Annotated in this window: 13 protein-coding genes and 5 tRNA genes; 11 read left to right on the top strand and 7 right to left on the bottom strand. The window is 62.5% G+C overall.

Annotated elements, in window-relative coordinates; translation table 11 throughout:
- Positions 1-25: 25 nt before the first annotated feature.
- The 6 genes from HOP51_RS09295 to ccoN form a co-directional block, all read right to left on the bottom strand.
- A complete protein-coding gene (locus HOP51_RS09295; protein ID WP_234273638.1) occupies positions 26-541 on the bottom strand; it encodes a FixH family protein in 516 nt (171 codons plus the stop codon).
- Complete coding sequence (gene ccoG / locus HOP51_RS09290) at positions 538-1,977, bottom strand: cytochrome c oxidase accessory protein CcoG (RefSeq protein ID WP_234273637.1); 1,440 nt, start codon at positions 1,975-1,977, stop codon at positions 538-540. The genes HOP51_RS09295 and ccoG overlap by 4 nt, the downstream gene beginning before the upstream one ends.
- Positions 1,978-2,099: 122 nt before the next feature.
- Positions 2,100-3,029: a cytochrome-c oxidase, cbb3-type subunit III gene (ccoP, locus tag HOP51_RS09285; protein WP_234273636.1), complete on the bottom strand. Its 930-nt coding sequence runs from the start codon at positions 3,027-3,029 to the stop codon at positions 2,100-2,102.
- Positions 3,026-3,265 (bottom strand): cbb3-type cytochrome oxidase subunit 3, encoded by a 240-nt coding sequence (locus HOP51_RS09280; protein ID WP_234273635.1) that lies wholly within the window; start codon positions 3,263-3,265, stop codon positions 3,026-3,028. Before HOP51_RS09280 ends, ccoP begins: the two co-directional genes overlap by 4 nt.
- A 2-nt stretch (positions 3,266-3,267) precedes the next feature.
- A complete protein-coding gene (gene ccoO, locus HOP51_RS09275; RefSeq protein WP_234273634.1) occupies positions 3,268-3,876 on the bottom strand; it encodes a cytochrome-c oxidase, cbb3-type subunit II in 609 nt (202 codons plus the stop codon).
- Positions 3,877-3,898: 22 nt separating this feature from the next.
- Complete coding sequence (gene ccoN / locus HOP51_RS09270; protein WP_234273633.1) at positions 3,899-5,326, bottom strand: cytochrome-c oxidase, cbb3-type subunit I; 1,428 nt, start codon at positions 5,324-5,326, stop codon at positions 3,899-3,901.
- 194 nt (positions 5,327-5,520) lie between these two features.
- Here ccoN and HOP51_RS09265 point away from each other — a divergent pair, with 194 nt between their 5' ends.
- From HOP51_RS09265 to HOP51_RS09220, 10 genes are all read left to right on the top strand, one after another.
- Positions 5,521-6,219 carry an alpha/beta family hydrolase gene (locus tag HOP51_RS09265; RefSeq protein WP_234273793.1) on the top strand — a complete coding sequence of 233 codons (699 nt, stop codon included), beginning with the start codon at positions 5,521-5,523 and terminating at the stop codon, positions 6,217-6,219.
- Between the two features lie 140 nt (positions 6,220-6,359).
- A tRNA-Val gene (locus tag HOP51_RS09260) sits at positions 6,360-6,435 on the top strand.
- A 55-nt stretch (positions 6,436-6,490) separates the two neighbouring features.
- Positions 6,491-6,567: transfer RNA gene (locus HOP51_RS09255), tRNA-Asp, on the top strand.
- 29 nt (positions 6,568-6,596) lie between these two features.
- Positions 6,597-6,673: transfer RNA gene (locus HOP51_RS09250), tRNA-Asp, on the top strand.
- 56 nt (positions 6,674-6,729) lie between these two features.
- Positions 6,730-6,806 (top strand) — tRNA-Val (locus HOP51_RS09245).
- A 3-nt stretch (positions 6,807-6,809) separates the two neighbouring features.
- Positions 6,810-6,886 (top strand) — tRNA-Asp (locus tag HOP51_RS09240).
- 195 nt (positions 6,887-7,081) lie between these two features.
- Positions 7,082-9,118, top strand: a complete 2,037-nt coding sequence (locus HOP51_RS09235) for an NADPH-dependent 2,4-dienoyl-CoA reductase (RefSeq protein ID WP_338073040.1) — start codon at positions 7,082-7,084, stop codon at positions 9,116-9,118.
- A gap of 344 nt (positions 9,119-9,462) precedes the next feature.
- Positions 9,463-11,385 (top strand): PrkA family serine protein kinase, encoded by a 1,923-nt coding sequence (locus HOP51_RS09230; protein WP_234273632.1) that lies wholly within the window; start codon positions 9,463-9,465, stop codon positions 11,383-11,385.
- Positions 11,386-11,409: 24 nt separating this feature from the next.
- Complete coding sequence (locus tag HOP51_RS09225) at positions 11,410-12,693, top strand: YeaH/YhbH family protein (RefSeq protein WP_234273631.1); 1,284 nt, start codon at positions 11,410-11,412, stop codon at positions 12,691-12,693.
- A gap of 17 nt (positions 12,694-12,710) precedes the next feature.
- Positions 12,711-14,267: a SpoVR family protein gene (locus HOP51_RS09220; protein WP_234273630.1), complete on the top strand. Its 1,557-nt coding sequence runs from the start codon at positions 12,711-12,713 to the stop codon at positions 14,265-14,267.
- A gap of 40 nt (positions 14,268-14,307) precedes the next feature.
- Here the strand turns inward: HOP51_RS09220 and HOP51_RS09215 are convergent, their stop codons facing one another.
- Complete coding sequence (locus tag HOP51_RS09215) at positions 14,308-14,658, bottom strand: high-potential iron-sulfur protein (protein ID WP_234273629.1); 351 nt, start codon at positions 14,656-14,658, stop codon at positions 14,308-14,310.
- A gap of 115 nt (positions 14,659-14,773) precedes the next feature.
- Between HOP51_RS09215 and HOP51_RS09210 the strand changes: the two genes are divergently transcribed.
- Complete coding sequence (locus HOP51_RS09210; protein ID WP_234273628.1) at positions 14,774-15,193, top strand: CopD family protein; 420 nt, start codon at positions 14,774-14,776, stop codon at positions 15,191-15,193.
- The last annotated feature ends 44 nt before the right edge of the window (positions 15,194-15,237 follow it).

Below are 15,237 nucleotides of genomic sequence, written 5' to 3'. Positions count from 1 at the left end.
GTGTCAAGGGTCGTGACGGCACTCGTTAGCTGCGTTGCTGGACGTCCGGGGTCAGGTAGAAGCTCTCCTCGCTGGGCAGGCTGGCCTCGCCCACCAGCCGCCACTCGGGCTGTTCTTCGCTGGGGTGGAGCTGCAGGTACCAGCGGTAGCGCAGGTTGTCGGGGGCCTGGCCGAGATAGCGGCCATCGCGCACGTGTTCCAGTACCAGGTCCTGATCGCGGTCGTCCTGGGTCGGGAAGATCAGCCTCAGGTAGAGTCGCTCAGGGCGGTCGTCGCCGTCGAGCTGGACGATGATGTCGCTGGTCAGCGGGTCGATGCGCAGGTCGGCGGCCAGGTTCAGTTCGTGGGCGCGCTGCTGCTTGGCCAGCACCATGTTGATGGCGCGGCCATGCTCATAGTAATCCTCCTGCACCATGCCGTCGGCGGAGCGAATGGCCAGCACGGCAAAGGTCGAGCTGACGACGATCGACATGCACAGCAGGCCGAGCAGGAACCAAGGCCAGAATTGTTTGTACCAAGGGGTGGGGGCGGTCATTGTCATCTCCGGGTCTCACCGATGAAACGGGTTTCGCGCTCGAGCCGGATATCCTCGTCCTGGCGCGATTGCAGATACAGCTGGATCGGGTGACTGGGCAGTTCCAGTACGTCGGGTGCGGCGGTGACCTGCACGACGAAACGTCGTGAACTGGCGGCTGGTACGCTCAGCGAGTCGGTATCCAGCACGAGACCGGGCAGGCCGCTCACCTCGAGCCGGTAGTCATGAGCGCGATCGTCGAGGTTGCGCACGGTCAGGGTGTAGACGTTGCTGATGCGTCCTTCGCGAGTCATCTGGTAGAGCTGGCCGCGCTCGCGCTCCACTTCGAAACCGAGCGGCATGCGCTCACCCAGAGCCCAAATGAACAGGCTGACCATCACCGTCAGCGCCGCGAAGTAGCCGATCAGGCGCGGACGCAGCACATGAGACCGCTTCCCTTCCAGGGCGTTCTCGGTAGTGTAGCGAATCAGACCACGCGGGTAGTTCATGCGGTCCATCACGCTGTCGCAGGCATCGATACAGGCCGCGCAGGTGATGCATTCGTACTGCAGCCCCTTGCGGATGTCGATACCGGTGGGGCAGACCTGCACGCACAGCTCGCAGTCGATGCAATCGCCCAGCCCTGCGGTACGCACCTGTGCATGTTCGAGCGCTTTCTTGCGTGCGCCGCGCGGCTCGCCGCGGGCCGTGTCGTAGGAGACGATCAGCGTATCGGCATCGAACATCACCGACTGGAAACGGGCATAGGGACACATGTAGATGCATACCTGCTCACGCAGCCAACCGGCATTGAGGTAGGTGAAGACGAGGAAAAAACCGACCCAGAAGTAGGACCAGCCGTGGGCCTCGAGGGCGGGCAGGTCGACGACCAACTCGCGGATCGGCGTGAAATAGCCGACGAAGGTCACGCCGGTGGCCAGGGCGATAGCGAGCCAGACGGCATGTTTGGCGGTCTTGCGCCAAGCCTTGTCGAGGCTCATCGGCTCGCGGTCGAGCCTGATGCGACGATTGCGTGAGCCTTCCAGGCGGTGTTCCACCCAGATGTAGAGGAAAGTCCATACACTCTGCGGGCAGGTGTAGCCGCACCATACGCGGCCGGCGAATACGGTAATGAAGAACAGGCCGAAGGCACAGATGATCAGCAGCCAGGAGAGCAGTATGAATTCCTGGGGATAGAAAGTCGCGGCGAAGATATGGAATTCGCGCCCGGGCAGGTCGAACCAGATTAGCGGCCGGTCGCCCCAGTTGAGCCAGGGCAGGCCGAAGAAGGCGAGCATCAGTAGCCAGTTGGCACCCCTTCGTAGACGCTGGAACAGCCCCTTGATCTCGCGCACATAGATGTGGCGGCGCTTGGCGTACATCTCCTGCTGAACCGTGGCAGATGGCATGTGGTGTCCCACCGCCTGCGGTGTCACGTCTCGAGTGGGAATCTTATCGCTCATGTCGGACTCGCGGCGGGAAATGACGACCCGCGAAAGGGAGGCAAGGATATGGCGTCATTGTACCGAGTGCCCGCTGTCGGGCGACGGAGTGCGACGGTGCGTCGCACTCCGTGCGAGTGGGACTAGTTCTGCAGGCGCAGGCTGTAGATGTAGGCCGCGACCAGGTGGACGCGCTCGGCGCCGATATAGGCCTCCTGGGCCGGCATGTGGCCGTTGCGGCCGTTGCGCAGGGTCTGGCGCACCGAGTCGGCCACGCTCTGGCCGGGGGCCTGATAGAGCCAGATGTCGTTGGTCAGGTCCGGCGCGCCCAAGGCCTGGTTGCCGGTGCCTTCGCCGCCGTGGCAGGCGGCGCACACCGAGGCGTAGACGGCGGCGCCCTGCTCGGCGCGTTCGGCGTCGTGCTCGTTGCCGGAGAGCGCCAGCACGTGCTGGGTGACGTTCTCGATGTTGTTGGTGCCGAGCTGCTGCCACGAGGGCATCAGGCCGTTGCGTCCACGTACCAGGGTGGTCACGATCTGCTCGGGTTCGCCACCGTAGAGCCAGTCGTCATTGGTCAGGTCGGGGAAGCCGTACCCGCCGCGGGCGTTGGCGCCATGGCACACCGCGCAGTTGTTCAGATAGATCCGCTCGCCGACCTGCATGGCTTCGGCGTCCTGGGCCAGTTCGGGAATGGGAACCTCCTGATACTGGGCGAAGATCGGCGTGAAGCGCTCTTCGGCGCGAGCCACCTCCTGCTCCCACTGCCCCTCCTGGGTCCAGCCGAGCAGGCCGGTGAAGTTGCCAAGCCCGGGATAGAGCAGCAGATAGCCGAGCGAGAACACCACGGTGCCGACGTAGAGTTGGAACCACCAGCGCGGCAGTGGGTTGTCGTACTCTTCGATCTCGTCGGCGGCATGACCGGTGGTTTCCACGTTGCCGTCGGCATCCGGTACCTTGTCGGTCTTGCGGTTGGCGTAGAGGATCCAGAAGGCGAAGGCGATGGAGCCCAGCGTCAATACGATGATCCAGGCACTCCAGAACCCGGAAAGGGAGTCATCCCATAGGTTGCTCATGCGTTTTTGTCTCCCCTGTCTTGGCGGGAATCGGCTTCGCTTTCTTGCTCGCTGGACGAGCGCTGCTGCGAGGCGCTGCTGTCACGATTGGGTTGCTCATCGTCCTCGGCGAAGGGCAGGTTGGCCGCTTCGTCGAAGTCTGGCTTGCGACGCCGGGAGTAGGCCCACCAGGTGATCCCCACGAAGGCCACGATCAGCAAAAAGGTAATGATGCCGCGAAAGGTCCCGGTATCCATGATCAACGCGTGCCCTCGAGCACGGTGCCCAGTTGTTGCAGATAGGCCACTAGGGCCGTGATTTCCTGCTGGCCGCGCACTTCGCGAGTGGCATTGGCGATGTCCTCGTCGGTGTAGGGCACACCGAGGTTGCGCAGCACCTCCATCTTGCGCGGCGTATCGCGGCCATCCAGGGTGCGCTCGAACAGCCAGGGGTAGGCCGGCATGATCGATTCCGGCACCACATCGCGCGGGTTGTACATGTGCGCGCGGTGCCACTCGTCGCTATAGCGGCCACCGACCCGGGCCAGGTCCGGTCCGGTGCGCTTGGAGCCCCACAGGAAGTTGTGCTCGTAGATGAACTCGCCGGCCACGCTGTAGTGGCCGTAACGCTCGGTCTCGGCACGGAAGGGGCGGATCATCTGCGAGTGGCAGCCCACGCAGCCCTCACGGCGATAGATGTCGCGTCCTTCCAACTCCAGGGCGGAGAGTGGGCGCAGGCCGTCCACCGGCTCCGTGGTCTGCTTCTGGAAGAACAGCGGCACGATCTCGGCCAGGCCGCCGAAGCTGATCACCACCAGGATCAGCACAGCGAGCAGGCCAACGTTCTTTTCGACGATCTCATGTTTCATTGGTGTCGGTTTCCCCGGTTGCTCAGGCGGTCTGCGGCATCGGCTGCTGGCTGACGGCTTCGCTGCGCTTGATGGTCATGAAGACGTTGTAGGCCATGATCAGCATGCCAACGATCCAGAACAGGCCGCCGATCAGGCGCACGATGTATCCGGGACCGCTCGCTTCGACCGATTCGATGAAGGTGTACATCAGGGTGCCGTCGGGGTTGATGGCGCGCCACATCAGGCCCTGCAGGATGCCGTTGACCCACATGGCGGCGATGTAGAGCACGGTGCCGATGGTGGCCAGCCAGAAGTGCACGGCGATCAGGCCAACCGAATACATCTCGGTGCGGCCGAACAGGCGCGGAATCAGGTGATACATGGAGCCGATGGTGATCATCGCCACCCAGCCCAGGGCGCCGGCGTGGACGTGGCCGATGGTCCAATCGGTATAGTGTGACAGTGCGTTGACTGTCTTCACCGCCATCATCGGGCCTTCGAACGTCGACATGCCGTAGAACGACAGGGCCACGACCAGGAAGCGCAGGGTCGGATCGGTGCGCAGCTTATGCCAGGCGCCGGAGAGGGTCATCATGCCGTTGATCATGCCGCCCCAGGAGGGAGCCAGCAGGATGATCGACATCACCATGCCCAGCGACTGAGCCCAGTTGGGCAGGGCGGTATAGTGCAGGTGGTGCGGGCCGGCCCACATGTAGATCATGATCAGGGCCCAGAAGTGCACGATCGACAGGCGGTAGGAGTAGATCGGACGCTCGGCCTGCTTGGGTACGAAGTAGTACATCATGCCGAGGAAGCCGGCGGTCAGGAAGAAGCCCACGGCATTGTGCCCGTACCACCACTGCACCATGGCATCGATGGTGCCGGCGTAGATCGAGGTGGAATACATCAGGCTGACCGGGATTGCCGCGTTATTGACGATATGCAGCACCGCCACGGTGAGGATGAAGGCGGCGAAGAACCAGTTGGCCACATAGATGTGCGAGGTCTTGCGCTGCTTGATGGTCATCAGGAAGACGATGGCATAGCTGACCCACACCACGGCGATCAGGATGTTGATCGGCCACTCGAGCTCGGCATACTCCTTGGTGGTGGTGTAGCCCAAAGGGAGCGTCACGACCGCCGACAGGATCACCGCTTGCCAGCCCCAGAAGGTGAAGGCCGCCAGCTTGTCGCAGAACAGCCGCGTCTGGCAGGTACGCTGTACCACGTAATACGAGGTCGCCATCAGCGCGGAGCCGCCGAAGGCGAAGATGACGGCGTTGGTATGCAACGGGCGCAGGCGACCGAAGCTGGTCCAAGGCAGATCGAGGTTGAGTTGCGGCCATACCAGTTGTGCGGCAAGGATGACACCGAGGAGCATGCCCACGATGCCCCACACCACTGTCATGATCGCGAACTGCCGAACTACCTTGTAGTTGTAGGTCGGGTGCTCTAGTGCTGTGCTCATGTCAGATTCCCATCGAACGCGTATCGAGAACTCGCGGTGGCGAAGGCCACGACGGCGCTCCCGGTTGGGTGATGCAGGTCGGAAAGCAGGGCGGATTCTAGCGCAGCCGCCTGACAGACTGAAACAAGGATACCGGTGAAACTCGTATAGGAATTTGACGTGTGTCGAACTTTTCACGATTAGTGCCGATCGCCGTGGCGCCTTGCCAACTTCGCGAACGAGGGCTCGACCGGCAGCCTGGCCGCTGGTTCGTAGAGGGGCTCGGTCCGCTCGAAATCCGAGGCGAAGGAAGCGTCGGACGCCTGCTGATTGCCCATGGCGCGGGGGCCGGGCAGCAGTCGCCCTATATGAGCGACTTGCGAGACGCGCTCGCCCGCCAGGGTGTCCAGACCCTGGCCATCGAGTTCTCCTACATGCAGCGCATGCAGCAGGAGGAGAAGCGGATTCCACCACCCAGGATCGACCGTCTCGTAGAAGAATTGTCCCATTGGTGCGACATTCTGACACAGCCGCAAGGAGGTACTCCGTGGCTGGGTGGAAAGTCGATGGGCGGACGTGTGGCCAGTTTGTTGGCGGCGCGCAATGGAGCCGCCGGACTGATACTGTGCGGCTACCCTTTTCACCCTCCGGCCAAGCCGGAGAAGCTGCGTCTTGCCCATTGGCCAGGGATCGATTGCCCCACCCTGGTGGTGCAGGGCAGTCGCGATCCGTTTGGCACCCGTGAGGAGGTCGAGAACTATTCGTTGGGCAAACGAGCATGCATCCATTGGCTGGAAGATGGCGATCACGACTGGAAGCCGCGGCGAAAATCGGGGCGTACCCAGATCGACCTGATCGAGGAGGGGGCGGCAGCGATCGCGACCTACATGCGAGAGCAGGCCAGGGTGGATTGAGAGGCGTCACGAATGACGGGGGCTACAGCGCTTTCGACCTGGTCGAGGTTGCTGATACGGTGCTTTTTCCTGGCTGTGAAATGCGCAAAGACCATTGACAAGGCAGCGGATCTCTGTAGAATTCAGCGCCACGTGACCAGGGGTGGTTAGCTCAGCTGGGAGAGCACCAGCCTTACAAGCTGGGGGTCACAGGTTCGAACCCTGTACCACCCACCATCGCGCTCAAATATTGGGCGCTGGCGAGATCCTGAACACGTAGGAAATGTGCAGCGGACCGGTAGTTCAGTCGGTTAGAATGCCGGCCTGTCACGCCGGAGGTCGCGGGTTCGAGTCCCGTCCGGTCCGCCATCGTTTCCATCGCTAGTGTCATCTGTCGTGGACCGGTAGTTCAGTCGGTTAGAATGCCGGCCTGTCACGCCGGAGGTCGCGGGTTCGAGTCCCGTCCGGTCCGCCACGATGCTCTGGCAAATTCTTCGCATGCGCTACTGCTGCTGCAAGTGCGATATCCGTGGGTGATTAGCTCAGTTGGTTAGAGCACCAGCCTCACATGCTGGGGGTCACTGGTTCGAGTCCGGTATCACCCACCATGCGGACCGGTAGTTCAGTCGGTTAGAATGCCGGCCTGTCACGCCGGAGGTCGCGGGTTCGAGTCCCGTCCGGTCCGCCATTCGATTTCAGGCCTCGAGCTGATAGCTCGGGGCCTTTTCGTATCGTCTATACTCCCTCCGTCCCGCTTTCGCCAGATGGACAAGAACTGCGGCGCCTTCTGTTGCGAGAGTCCAGCGCACTTCGTCGTTGGGCGTAAGCGTCGCTTTTCCTTTGCGCCTGTCGTCTGGCTATCATACAGTTGTTTGAAATCACCGTGACTCGACCCAAGGAGGAGTTCGGCGTGCGCTATCCTCATCTTTTCCGCCCGCTCGAGGTAGGCCATCTGACGCTGCCCAACCGAGTGCTGATGGGCTCCATGCATACCAATCTTGAAGAGGCGCCGAACGGCTTTGCGCGTCTGGCGGCCTTTTATGCCGAGCGTGCCCGTGAAGGCGTTGCCCTGATCGTGACCGGCGGCATCGCTCCCAATAGAGAGGGGGCCGTCTTCCAGGGCGCCGCCACATTGGAGCGGGCCGAGCAGGTAGCCGACCATCGCGGCGTAGTCGAGGCAGTACATGCCGAGGACGGTCATATCTGCATGCAGATCCTGCATGCGGGGCGCTATGCCTATTCACCCGAGCTGGTGGCGCCGTCGCCGATCCAGGCGCCGATCAACCCGTTCGCGCCACATGAACTCAGCGACGCGGAAGTGGAGCGCCAGATCGACGATTACGTCCGCTGCGCCTCGCTGGCGCGCGAGGCCGGTTACGACGGTGTCGAGGTGATGGGCTCCGAGGGCTACCTGATCAACCAGTTCCTGTGCCTGCGCACCAACCACCGCGACGATCGCTGGGGCGGCTCGCTCGACAATCGCATGCGCTTCGCCGTCGAAACCGTCTCACGGATCCGCGAGGCGGTGGGCGACGACTTCCTGATCATCTTCCGCCTGTCGATGATCGACCTGGTCGAGGAGGGCAGCACCTGGGAGGAGGTCGTGGCCCTGGGGCGGGCCATCGAGGCGGCTGGCGCCAGCCTGATCAATACCGGCATCGGCTGGCACGAGGCGCGCGTGCCCACCATCGTCACCAGCGTGCCGCGAGCGGCCTTCACCGAAGTGACCCGGCGCATGAAGGCCGAGCTTTCCATCCCGCTGATCACCACCAACCGCATCAACATGCCCGAGGTGGCGGAGCGGGTGCTCGCCGAGGGCCATGCCGACATGGTTTCCATGGCGCGCCCCTTCCTCGCCGATCCGGCCTGGGTGAGCAAGGCGGCCGAAGGGCGCGACGGCGAGATCAATACTTGCATCGCCTGTAACCAGGCGTGTCTGGACCACACCTTCCAGGGCAAGCTCACCTCCTGCCTGGTCAATCCCCAGGCCTGTCACGAGACCGAACTCGTCATCGAGCCGGCCGAGACATCGCGCGACATCGCCGTGGTCGGTGGCGGGCCGGCGGGGCTGGCGGCGGCACTTACCGCAGCGCGTCGCGGCCATCGCGTGGTGCTGTTCGAACGCACCGGCGAGCTGGGCGGACAATTCAACCTGGCGCGCAAGATCCCCGGCAAGGAAGAGTTCGACGAGACGCTGCGCTACTTCAACGTGATGCTCGACAAGCACGGCGTCACGGTGAAGCTGGGTACTGAAGTCGACGTCCAGACACTGCGCGCTTTCGACGCGGTGATCCTGGCGACCGGGGTGCGCCCGCGGCGCCTGGATCTGCCGGGCATCGATCACCCCAAGGTGTTGAGCTATCCCATGGCCATTCTGCATCCCGAGCGGGTGGGGCGGCGCGTGGCCATCATCGGCGCTGGCGGTATCGGTTTCGATGTGGCCGAGCTGCTCACTCATGTGGGGCATCCCTCGCTCGACCGCGATGCCTGGTGCGCCGAGTGGGGTGTGGATCTCGCCGTCACCGAGCGTGGCGGCATCCGCCCGCCAGAGCGCCCCGAGACGCCGCGTCAGGTTTTCCTGCTGCAGCGCAAGGCCTCCAAGCCCGGCAAGGGCCTGGGCAAGTCGACCGGCTGGGTTCACCGGGCATCGCTGCGTCATCGCGGCGTCGAGGCACTGGCGGGCTGCGAGTACGTTGGTATCGATGACGCTGGCCTGCATATTCGCCATCATGAGGAGCCACGCCTGCTGGAGGTCGACAGCGTGGTGGTGTGTGCCGGCCAGGATCCGGTGCGCGAGCTGCTCGAGCCGCTCCGGGAGGCTGGTGTGGCGGTGCATCTGATCGGCGGTGCCGACGAGGCAGCCGAACTCGATGCCAAGCGCGCCATCGACCAGGGCACCCGCGTGGCGGCGGGGCTGTAGCGCAAGCGTTGACGTCAGGGCGCCCCCGCCCGTCTACGCTAAAGAAATCTCTCTTCGTCAAATACGCGGGGCGTTTGTGCCTGGCTCCAAGCGCCCGTGGCGTGGACCTTGGCGATCTTTCATCGCCGGCGATGCCTGATGCTACGTTCCGTTTGCGTCCTAATAGCGTTTAATTCTCCTTATACAGCCATCGAACCCTTGGTTTGCCCTGCGTTCTCATGATTATCCTTCCCTTGCGTTGATTCTTTGCCACCCACTCCGCTCTGAAGTGTCTAGGCTGATGAGTAACCCAGGGTGGCTATTCCGATCGGGTGGCCAACGGGGTAGGCAAACAGGAGGCTTCGATGAGCATCTTCGATCATGTGCAGAACCGCTTCTCCCGTGTTCAGCAGGAGGAAATGAGCCTGCAGGAGTACTTGGAGCTGTGTCGTGAGGACCCCATGGTCTACGCCAGCGCCGCCGAGCGAATGCTGAAGGCCATCGGCGAACCCGAGGTGATCGACACCGCCAAGGATCCGCGGCTCTCCCGAATCTTTTCCAACAAGGTGATCCGGCGCTATCCCGCCTTTTCCGAGTTCTACGGCATGGAGGAGGCGATCGAGCAGATCGTGGCTTACTTCCGCCATGCCGCTCAGGGACTCGAGGAACGCAAGCAGATCCTCTACCTGCTCGGTCCGGTGGGGGGTGGCAAGTCGTCGCTGGCCGAGCGGCTCAAGCTGCTGATGGAGCGGATCCCGTTCTACGCCATCAAGGGCTCGCCGGTGTACGAATCGCCGCTGGGGCTGTTCTCGCCGGAGGAAGACGGTGAGCTGCTCGAGAAGGAGTACGGCATTCCACGCCGCTACGTGAAGAGCGTGATGTCGCCATGGGCGGCCAAGCGGCTCAAGGAGTACGGTGGCGACATCTCCCAGTTCAAGGTGGTGCGCCTGTACCCCTCGCGGCTCAACCAGATCGCCATCTCCAAGACCGAGCCGGGCGACGAGAACAACCAGGACATCTCCTCGCTGGTGGGTAAGGTCGACATCCGCCAGCTCGAACTCTACTCCCAGGACGACCCGGACGCTTACAGCTTCTCCGGTGGCCTGTGCAAGTCCAACCAGGGGCTGATGGAGTTCATCGAGATGTTCAAGGCGCCGATCAAGGTGCTGCATCCATTGCTGACGGCGACCCAGGAGGGCAACTACAACCCCACCGAAGGCATGGGCGCGATTCCCTTCGAAGGCATCGTGCTGGCCCACTCCAACGAGAGCGAATGGCAGGCATTCCGCAACAACCGCAACAACGAGGCGTTCCTCGACCGCGTCTACATCGTCAAGGTGCCCTACTGCCTGCGCGTGACCGAGGAGATCAACATCTACAAGAAGCTGCTGGAGCACTCTTCGCTGGCCGAAGCTTCTTGCGCTCCGGATACCCTGCGTATGCTGGCGCAGTTCTCGGTGCTCTCGCGGCTCAAGGAGCCGGAGAACTCCAGCATCTACTCCAAGATGCGGGTCTATGACGGCGAGAACCTCAAGGACACCGACCCCAAGGCCAAGTCGATCCAGGAGTACCGCGACGCCGCCGGGGTCGACGAAGGCATGGACGGACTTTCCACCCGCTTCGCCTTCAAGATCCTGTCGAAGGTGTTCAACTTCGACAACCACGAGATTGCCGCCAACCCGGTGCATCTGCTCTATGTTCTCGAACAGCGCCTCGAGCAGGAGCACTTGCCCAAGGAGACTTTCGAGCGCTATCTGCGCTACATCAAGGAGTTCCTGGCGCCGCGCTACGTCGACTTCATCGGCAAGGAGATCCAGACCGCTTATCTCGAATCGTACTCCGAGTACGGTCAGAACATCTTCGATCGCTATGTCACCTACGCTGACTTCTGGATCCAGGACCAGGAGTATCGCGACCCCGAAACCGGCGAGCTGTTCAATCGCCAGGCCCTCAACGAGGAGCTGGAGAAGATCGAGAAGCCGGCCGGTATCTCCAATCCCAAGGATTTCCGTCACGAGGTGGTCAACTTCGTGCTGCGGGCGCGTGCCCAGAACAACGGCATGAACCCCAGCTGGCAGTCCTACGAGAAACTGCGCGGCGTGATCGAGCACAAGATGTTCGCCAACACCGAGGAGCTGCTGCCGGTGATCTCGTTCAATGCCAAGGCCTCGGCGGCGGACCAGAAGAAGCACGAGGACTTCGTGGCGCGCATGAAGGAGCGTGGCTATACCGAGAAGCAGGTACGGCTGCTCTCGGAGTGGTATCTGCGGGTGCGTAAATCGCAATAAAGTGGCGCGAGCCAGGAGGTCGGCATGACCTATTTCATCGATCGACGCGCCAACGCCAAGAACAAGAGCGCCGTGAACCGCCAGCGCTTCCTCGACCGCTATCGGGCGCATATCAAGCGCTCGGTCGAGGAGGCGGTCAATCGACGTTCGATCACTGACATGGAACGCGGCGAGAAGGTTTCGATACCGACTCGCGACATCTCGGAGCCGGTGTTCCAGCATGGCCCGGGTGGCAAGCGCACCATCGTCAACCCCGGCAACAAGGAGTTCCTCGAGGGGGACCGCCTGCGCCGTCCCGGTGGGGGCGGCGGTGGAGGCGGCTCCGGTGAGGGCAATGCCTCCAACCAGGGCGAGGGCATGGACGAATTCGCCTTCACCCTGACCCGCGAGGAGTTCCTCGACTTCGTTTTCGACGGGCTGGAGCTGCCGCATCTGGAGCGTAAGGCCCTCAAGGACCTGGACGAAATCAGGCCGGTGCGCGCCGGGGTGACCCGCGATGGCGTGCCGGCACGGATCAATATCGTGCGCTCCATGCGCGAGGCCTATGCCCGGCGCATCGCCATGCGTGCGCCGATCCGTCGGGCGCTGCGCGAGGCGATGGAGGCGCTGGAGGAGGAGGAGGGCAAGGATCCCGTATTGCGCAACCCGTCACGGATCGCTGAGCTGAAGGCCGAGATCGAGCGTCTCGAGAAACGTCTCGAGGCGGTGCCCTTCATCGACACCTACGACCTGCGCTACAACAACCTGATCAACCAGCCGCAGCCCTCGAGCAAGGCGGTGATGTTCTGCGTAATGGACGTCTCGGGCTCCATGACCCAGGCGCACAAGGACATTGCCAAGCGTTTCTTCCTGCTGCTGTACCTCTTTCTCGAGCGCAACTACGAGAAGGTCGAGCTGGTCTTCGTGCGTCACCACACCGCGGCCAAGGAAGTCGACGAAGAGGAGTTCTTCTACTCGCGTGAGACCGGCGGCACCATCGTCTCCAGCGCCCTGACGCTGGTCGACGAGATCATCACCCGGCGCTATCCACCGACCCAGTGGAATCTCTACGTGGCCCAGGCCTCGGATGGCGACAACTGGGATGACGATTCGGTGAACTGTCGCGAGCGTTTGATGAAGTCGCTGATGCCCCGGCTGCAGTACTACACCTACGTGGAGATCACACCCCATGCGCACCAGGCGCTATGGGAGGAGTACGAGACAGTGGCCGCGGAGTACCCCGACCGCTTCGCCATGCGCCAGATCGTCGAGGCGGGCGATATCTATCCGGTGTTCCGTGAGTTGTTCAAGCGCCGTGCCGCCAATTGACGTGACGAGGAGGCATCATGACCCGACGCAAGCCGATCGCCACCGGTTCCGACTGGAACTTCGAGATCCTAGAAGCGTACGAGCATGAGCTGGCCAGGCTGGCCGACGAGTATCGACTCGACACCTATCCCAACCAGATCGAGATCATCACCACCGAGCAGATGATGGATGCCTATGCCAGTGTGGGGATGCCGGTGGGCTACCATCATTGGTCGTTCGGCAAGCAGTTCCTGGCCGTGGAACAGGCCTATCGGCGCGGTCAGATGGGGCTCGCCTACGAACTGGTGATCAACTCCGATCCTTGCATCGCTTACCTGATGGAGGAGAACACGCTAATGATGCAGGTGCTGGTCATGGCCCACGCCTGCTACGGCCATAACTCCTTCTTCAAGGGCAACTATCTGTTCCGCACCTGGACGGATGCCAGCTCGATCGTCGACTACCTGGTCTTTGCCCGCCGGTACGTCGCCGAGTGCGAGGAGCGTCACGGTGTCGCTGCCGTCGAGCAACTGCTCGATGCCTGCCATGCCCTGCAGAACTATGGCGTGGACCGCTACAAGCGGCCTTCGCCGATCTCCGCCGATGAGGAGATGCGCCGCCAGGCGGAGCGCGAAGAGTATCTCCAAGCCCAGGTCAACACGCTGTGGCGCACCATTCCGGGGCGCCCGCAATCGGATACCCTGGCCGGTAGCGCCGACACCGAGGACGATCCGCTGGGCCTGCGTGCCGGAGGCCGCTATCCTCCCGAGCCGCAGGAGAACCTGCTCTATTTCCTCGAGAAGAATGCACCGCTGCTGGCGCCATGGCAGCGCGAGATCGTGCGCATCGTGCGCAAGCTGGCGCAGTACTTCTACCCCCAGCGCCAGACCCAGGTGATGAACGAGGGGTGGGCCTCGTTCTGGCACTACACCCTGATGAACCGACTCTACGACGAGAGGCTAGTCGACGAGGGACTGATGCTGGAGTTCCTGCAGTCGCATACTGCCGTGGTCAGTCAGCCCGGCTTCGACAGCCCCTTCTACAATGGCATCAACCCTTACGCGCTGGGTTTCGCCATGTTCAGCGACATCAAGCGCATGTGCGAGAACCCCACCGACGAGGATCGCGAGTGGTTTCCCGACACGGCGGGCAGCGACTGGCTCGAAGCAGTGCATTTCGCCATGCGCAACTTCAAGGATGAATCCTTCATCCAGCAGTTTCTCTCGCCCAAGGTAATTCGCGATCTCAAACTGTTCAGCATCGTCGACGACGACCAGGAGGAGATGCTGGAGGTCACGGCCATTCACGACGAGCGTGGCTATCGCCGGATCCGCGAGTCGCTGGCACAGCAGTACGCGTTGTCGTTACGCGAGCCCAACATCCAGGTCTACGAGGCCAATATCCGGGGCAATCGCTCTCTCTCCCTGCATCATGTGCAGGATAGCCGACGCCCCATGGGCCGCAGCGTCTATCCGGTGATTCGGCATCTGCACCAGCTATGGGGGTTCCCGGTGCGGTTGGAGTCGCTCTCCGAGGAGGGCACGGTGGTAAGACGCTACCAGTGGCCGCTCCCCGATGAGGAAGCCAAGGAGTGACAGGTGCAAGCGGTGACGCGGGCCGAATGGATGGCCCGTTTCAGTTTGCGGTGACCCAGGACTGGCACCAACCGCCGGGTTCGACGCTATTCTGGGGAAAGAGCTGGCAGCCTTCGCTGCGCCGTTCGAAGAACATGCAGTTACTGCAGGTTTCGCCCTCCTCATAGGCGGGGTGATCGCTGGCCTGCTCGGCCGCTTCGACATAGTTCAGGGCCTGGGCTTGCTCATCGCTGGGGTCTAGCCTCGGCAGGCTCTGGGCAAAGGCCTGGCGTGACAGGACGCCGATTCCCAGGGGCAGGGCGGCGACCCCCAGCAGTCCGTTGCGAAGGAAGGTGCGTCGGCTCTGCTTGGACTTGGAAGGTTCTGTGGCCATGAAAGCTTTTTTGGCCATGGGAAGGTCTCCTGCTTAGACACGGTCCAATGAGAATACCCGTTTCAGACCCAACTGGCGCCATCATTTCACTTTGGTTAGGGTAGAGGAACACTGCTGCTGCAAGGATGCTGTTATGCCGTGGATCAAGATTCTGCACATCGCCACGCTGTTGTGCTGGTGTGCAGCGCTACTCTACTTGCCGGCGCTATTGCTGGCGAGCGCCAGAACGCGTGAAGGAACGGACTTCGAGGTTCCCGCACCCACCCTGCTACGTTTTCTCTTCACCCATGTCGCCACGCCTTTCGCGCTACTGGCGATCATGAGCGGCACCCTGCTGTTCATCGTTGGTCAACTGACCGGCGGCTGGCTGGTGCTGAAGCTGGCGGCGGTGAGCGGCATGGTGCTGTGTCATGTCCTGTGCGGTGCCCTGATCGTGCGCCTGGAGCGTGGCCGGCGCCGCTTCCTGGCACCGATAAGCGGCGTGGTCGTCGCCTTGTCGGCATCGCTAATGCTCGCCGTGCTGGTGCTGGTGCTGAGCAAGCCATTCGATTGAGGCATCACAAGGAGGTCACGATGCACAGCTCGACATGCCAGGCA

Source organism: Billgrantia zhangzhouensis (assembly GCF_021404465.1).
In the GTDB taxonomy this organism is placed as follows: domain Bacteria; phylum Pseudomonadota; class Gammaproteobacteria; order Pseudomonadales; family Halomonadaceae; genus Halomonas; species Halomonas zhangzhouensis.
This window is presented reverse-complemented; position numbering and strand designations above follow the sequence as displayed.

Bases quoted from the DNA above. Each gene is read 5' to 3' on its own strand.
- HOP51_RS09295 (WP_234273638.1), bottom strand. From the start codon at position 541: ATGACAATGACCGCCCCCACCCCTTGGTACAAACAATTCTGGCCTTGG.
- ccoG (WP_234273637.1), bottom strand. From the start codon at position 1,977: ATGAGCGATAAGATTCCCACTCGAGACGTGACACCGCAGGCGGTGGGA.
- ccoP (WP_234273636.1), bottom strand. From the start codon at position 3,029: ATGAGCAACCTATGGGATGACTCCCTTTCCGGGTTCTGGAGTGCCTGG.
- HOP51_RS09280 (WP_234273635.1), bottom strand. From the start codon at position 3,265: ATGGATACCGGGACCTTTCGCGGCATCATTACCTTTTTGCTGATCGTG.
- ccoO (WP_234273634.1), bottom strand. From the start codon at position 3,876: ATGAAACATGAGATCGTCGAAAAGAACGTTGGCCTGCTCGCTGTGCTG.
- ccoN (WP_234273633.1), bottom strand. From the start codon at position 5,326: ATGAGCACAGCACTAGAGCACCCGACCTACAACTACAAGGTAGTTCGG.
- HOP51_RS09230 (WP_234273632.1), top strand. From the start codon at position 9,463: ATGAGCATCTTCGATCATGTGCAGAACCGCTTCTCCCGTGTTCAGCAG.
- HOP51_RS09225 (WP_234273631.1), top strand. From the start codon at position 11,410: ATGACCTATTTCATCGATCGACGCGCCAACGCCAAGAACAAGAGCGCC.
- HOP51_RS09220 (WP_234273630.1), top strand. From the start codon at position 12,711: ATGACCCGACGCAAGCCGATCGCCACCGGTTCCGACTGGAACTTCGAG.
- HOP51_RS09215 (WP_234273629.1), bottom strand. From the start codon at position 14,658: ATGGCCAAAAAAGCTTTCATGGCCACAGAACCTTCCAAGTCCAAGCAG.
- HOP51_RS09210 (WP_234273628.1), top strand. From the start codon at position 14,774: ATGCCGTGGATCAAGATTCTGCACATCGCCACGCTGTTGTGCTGGTGT.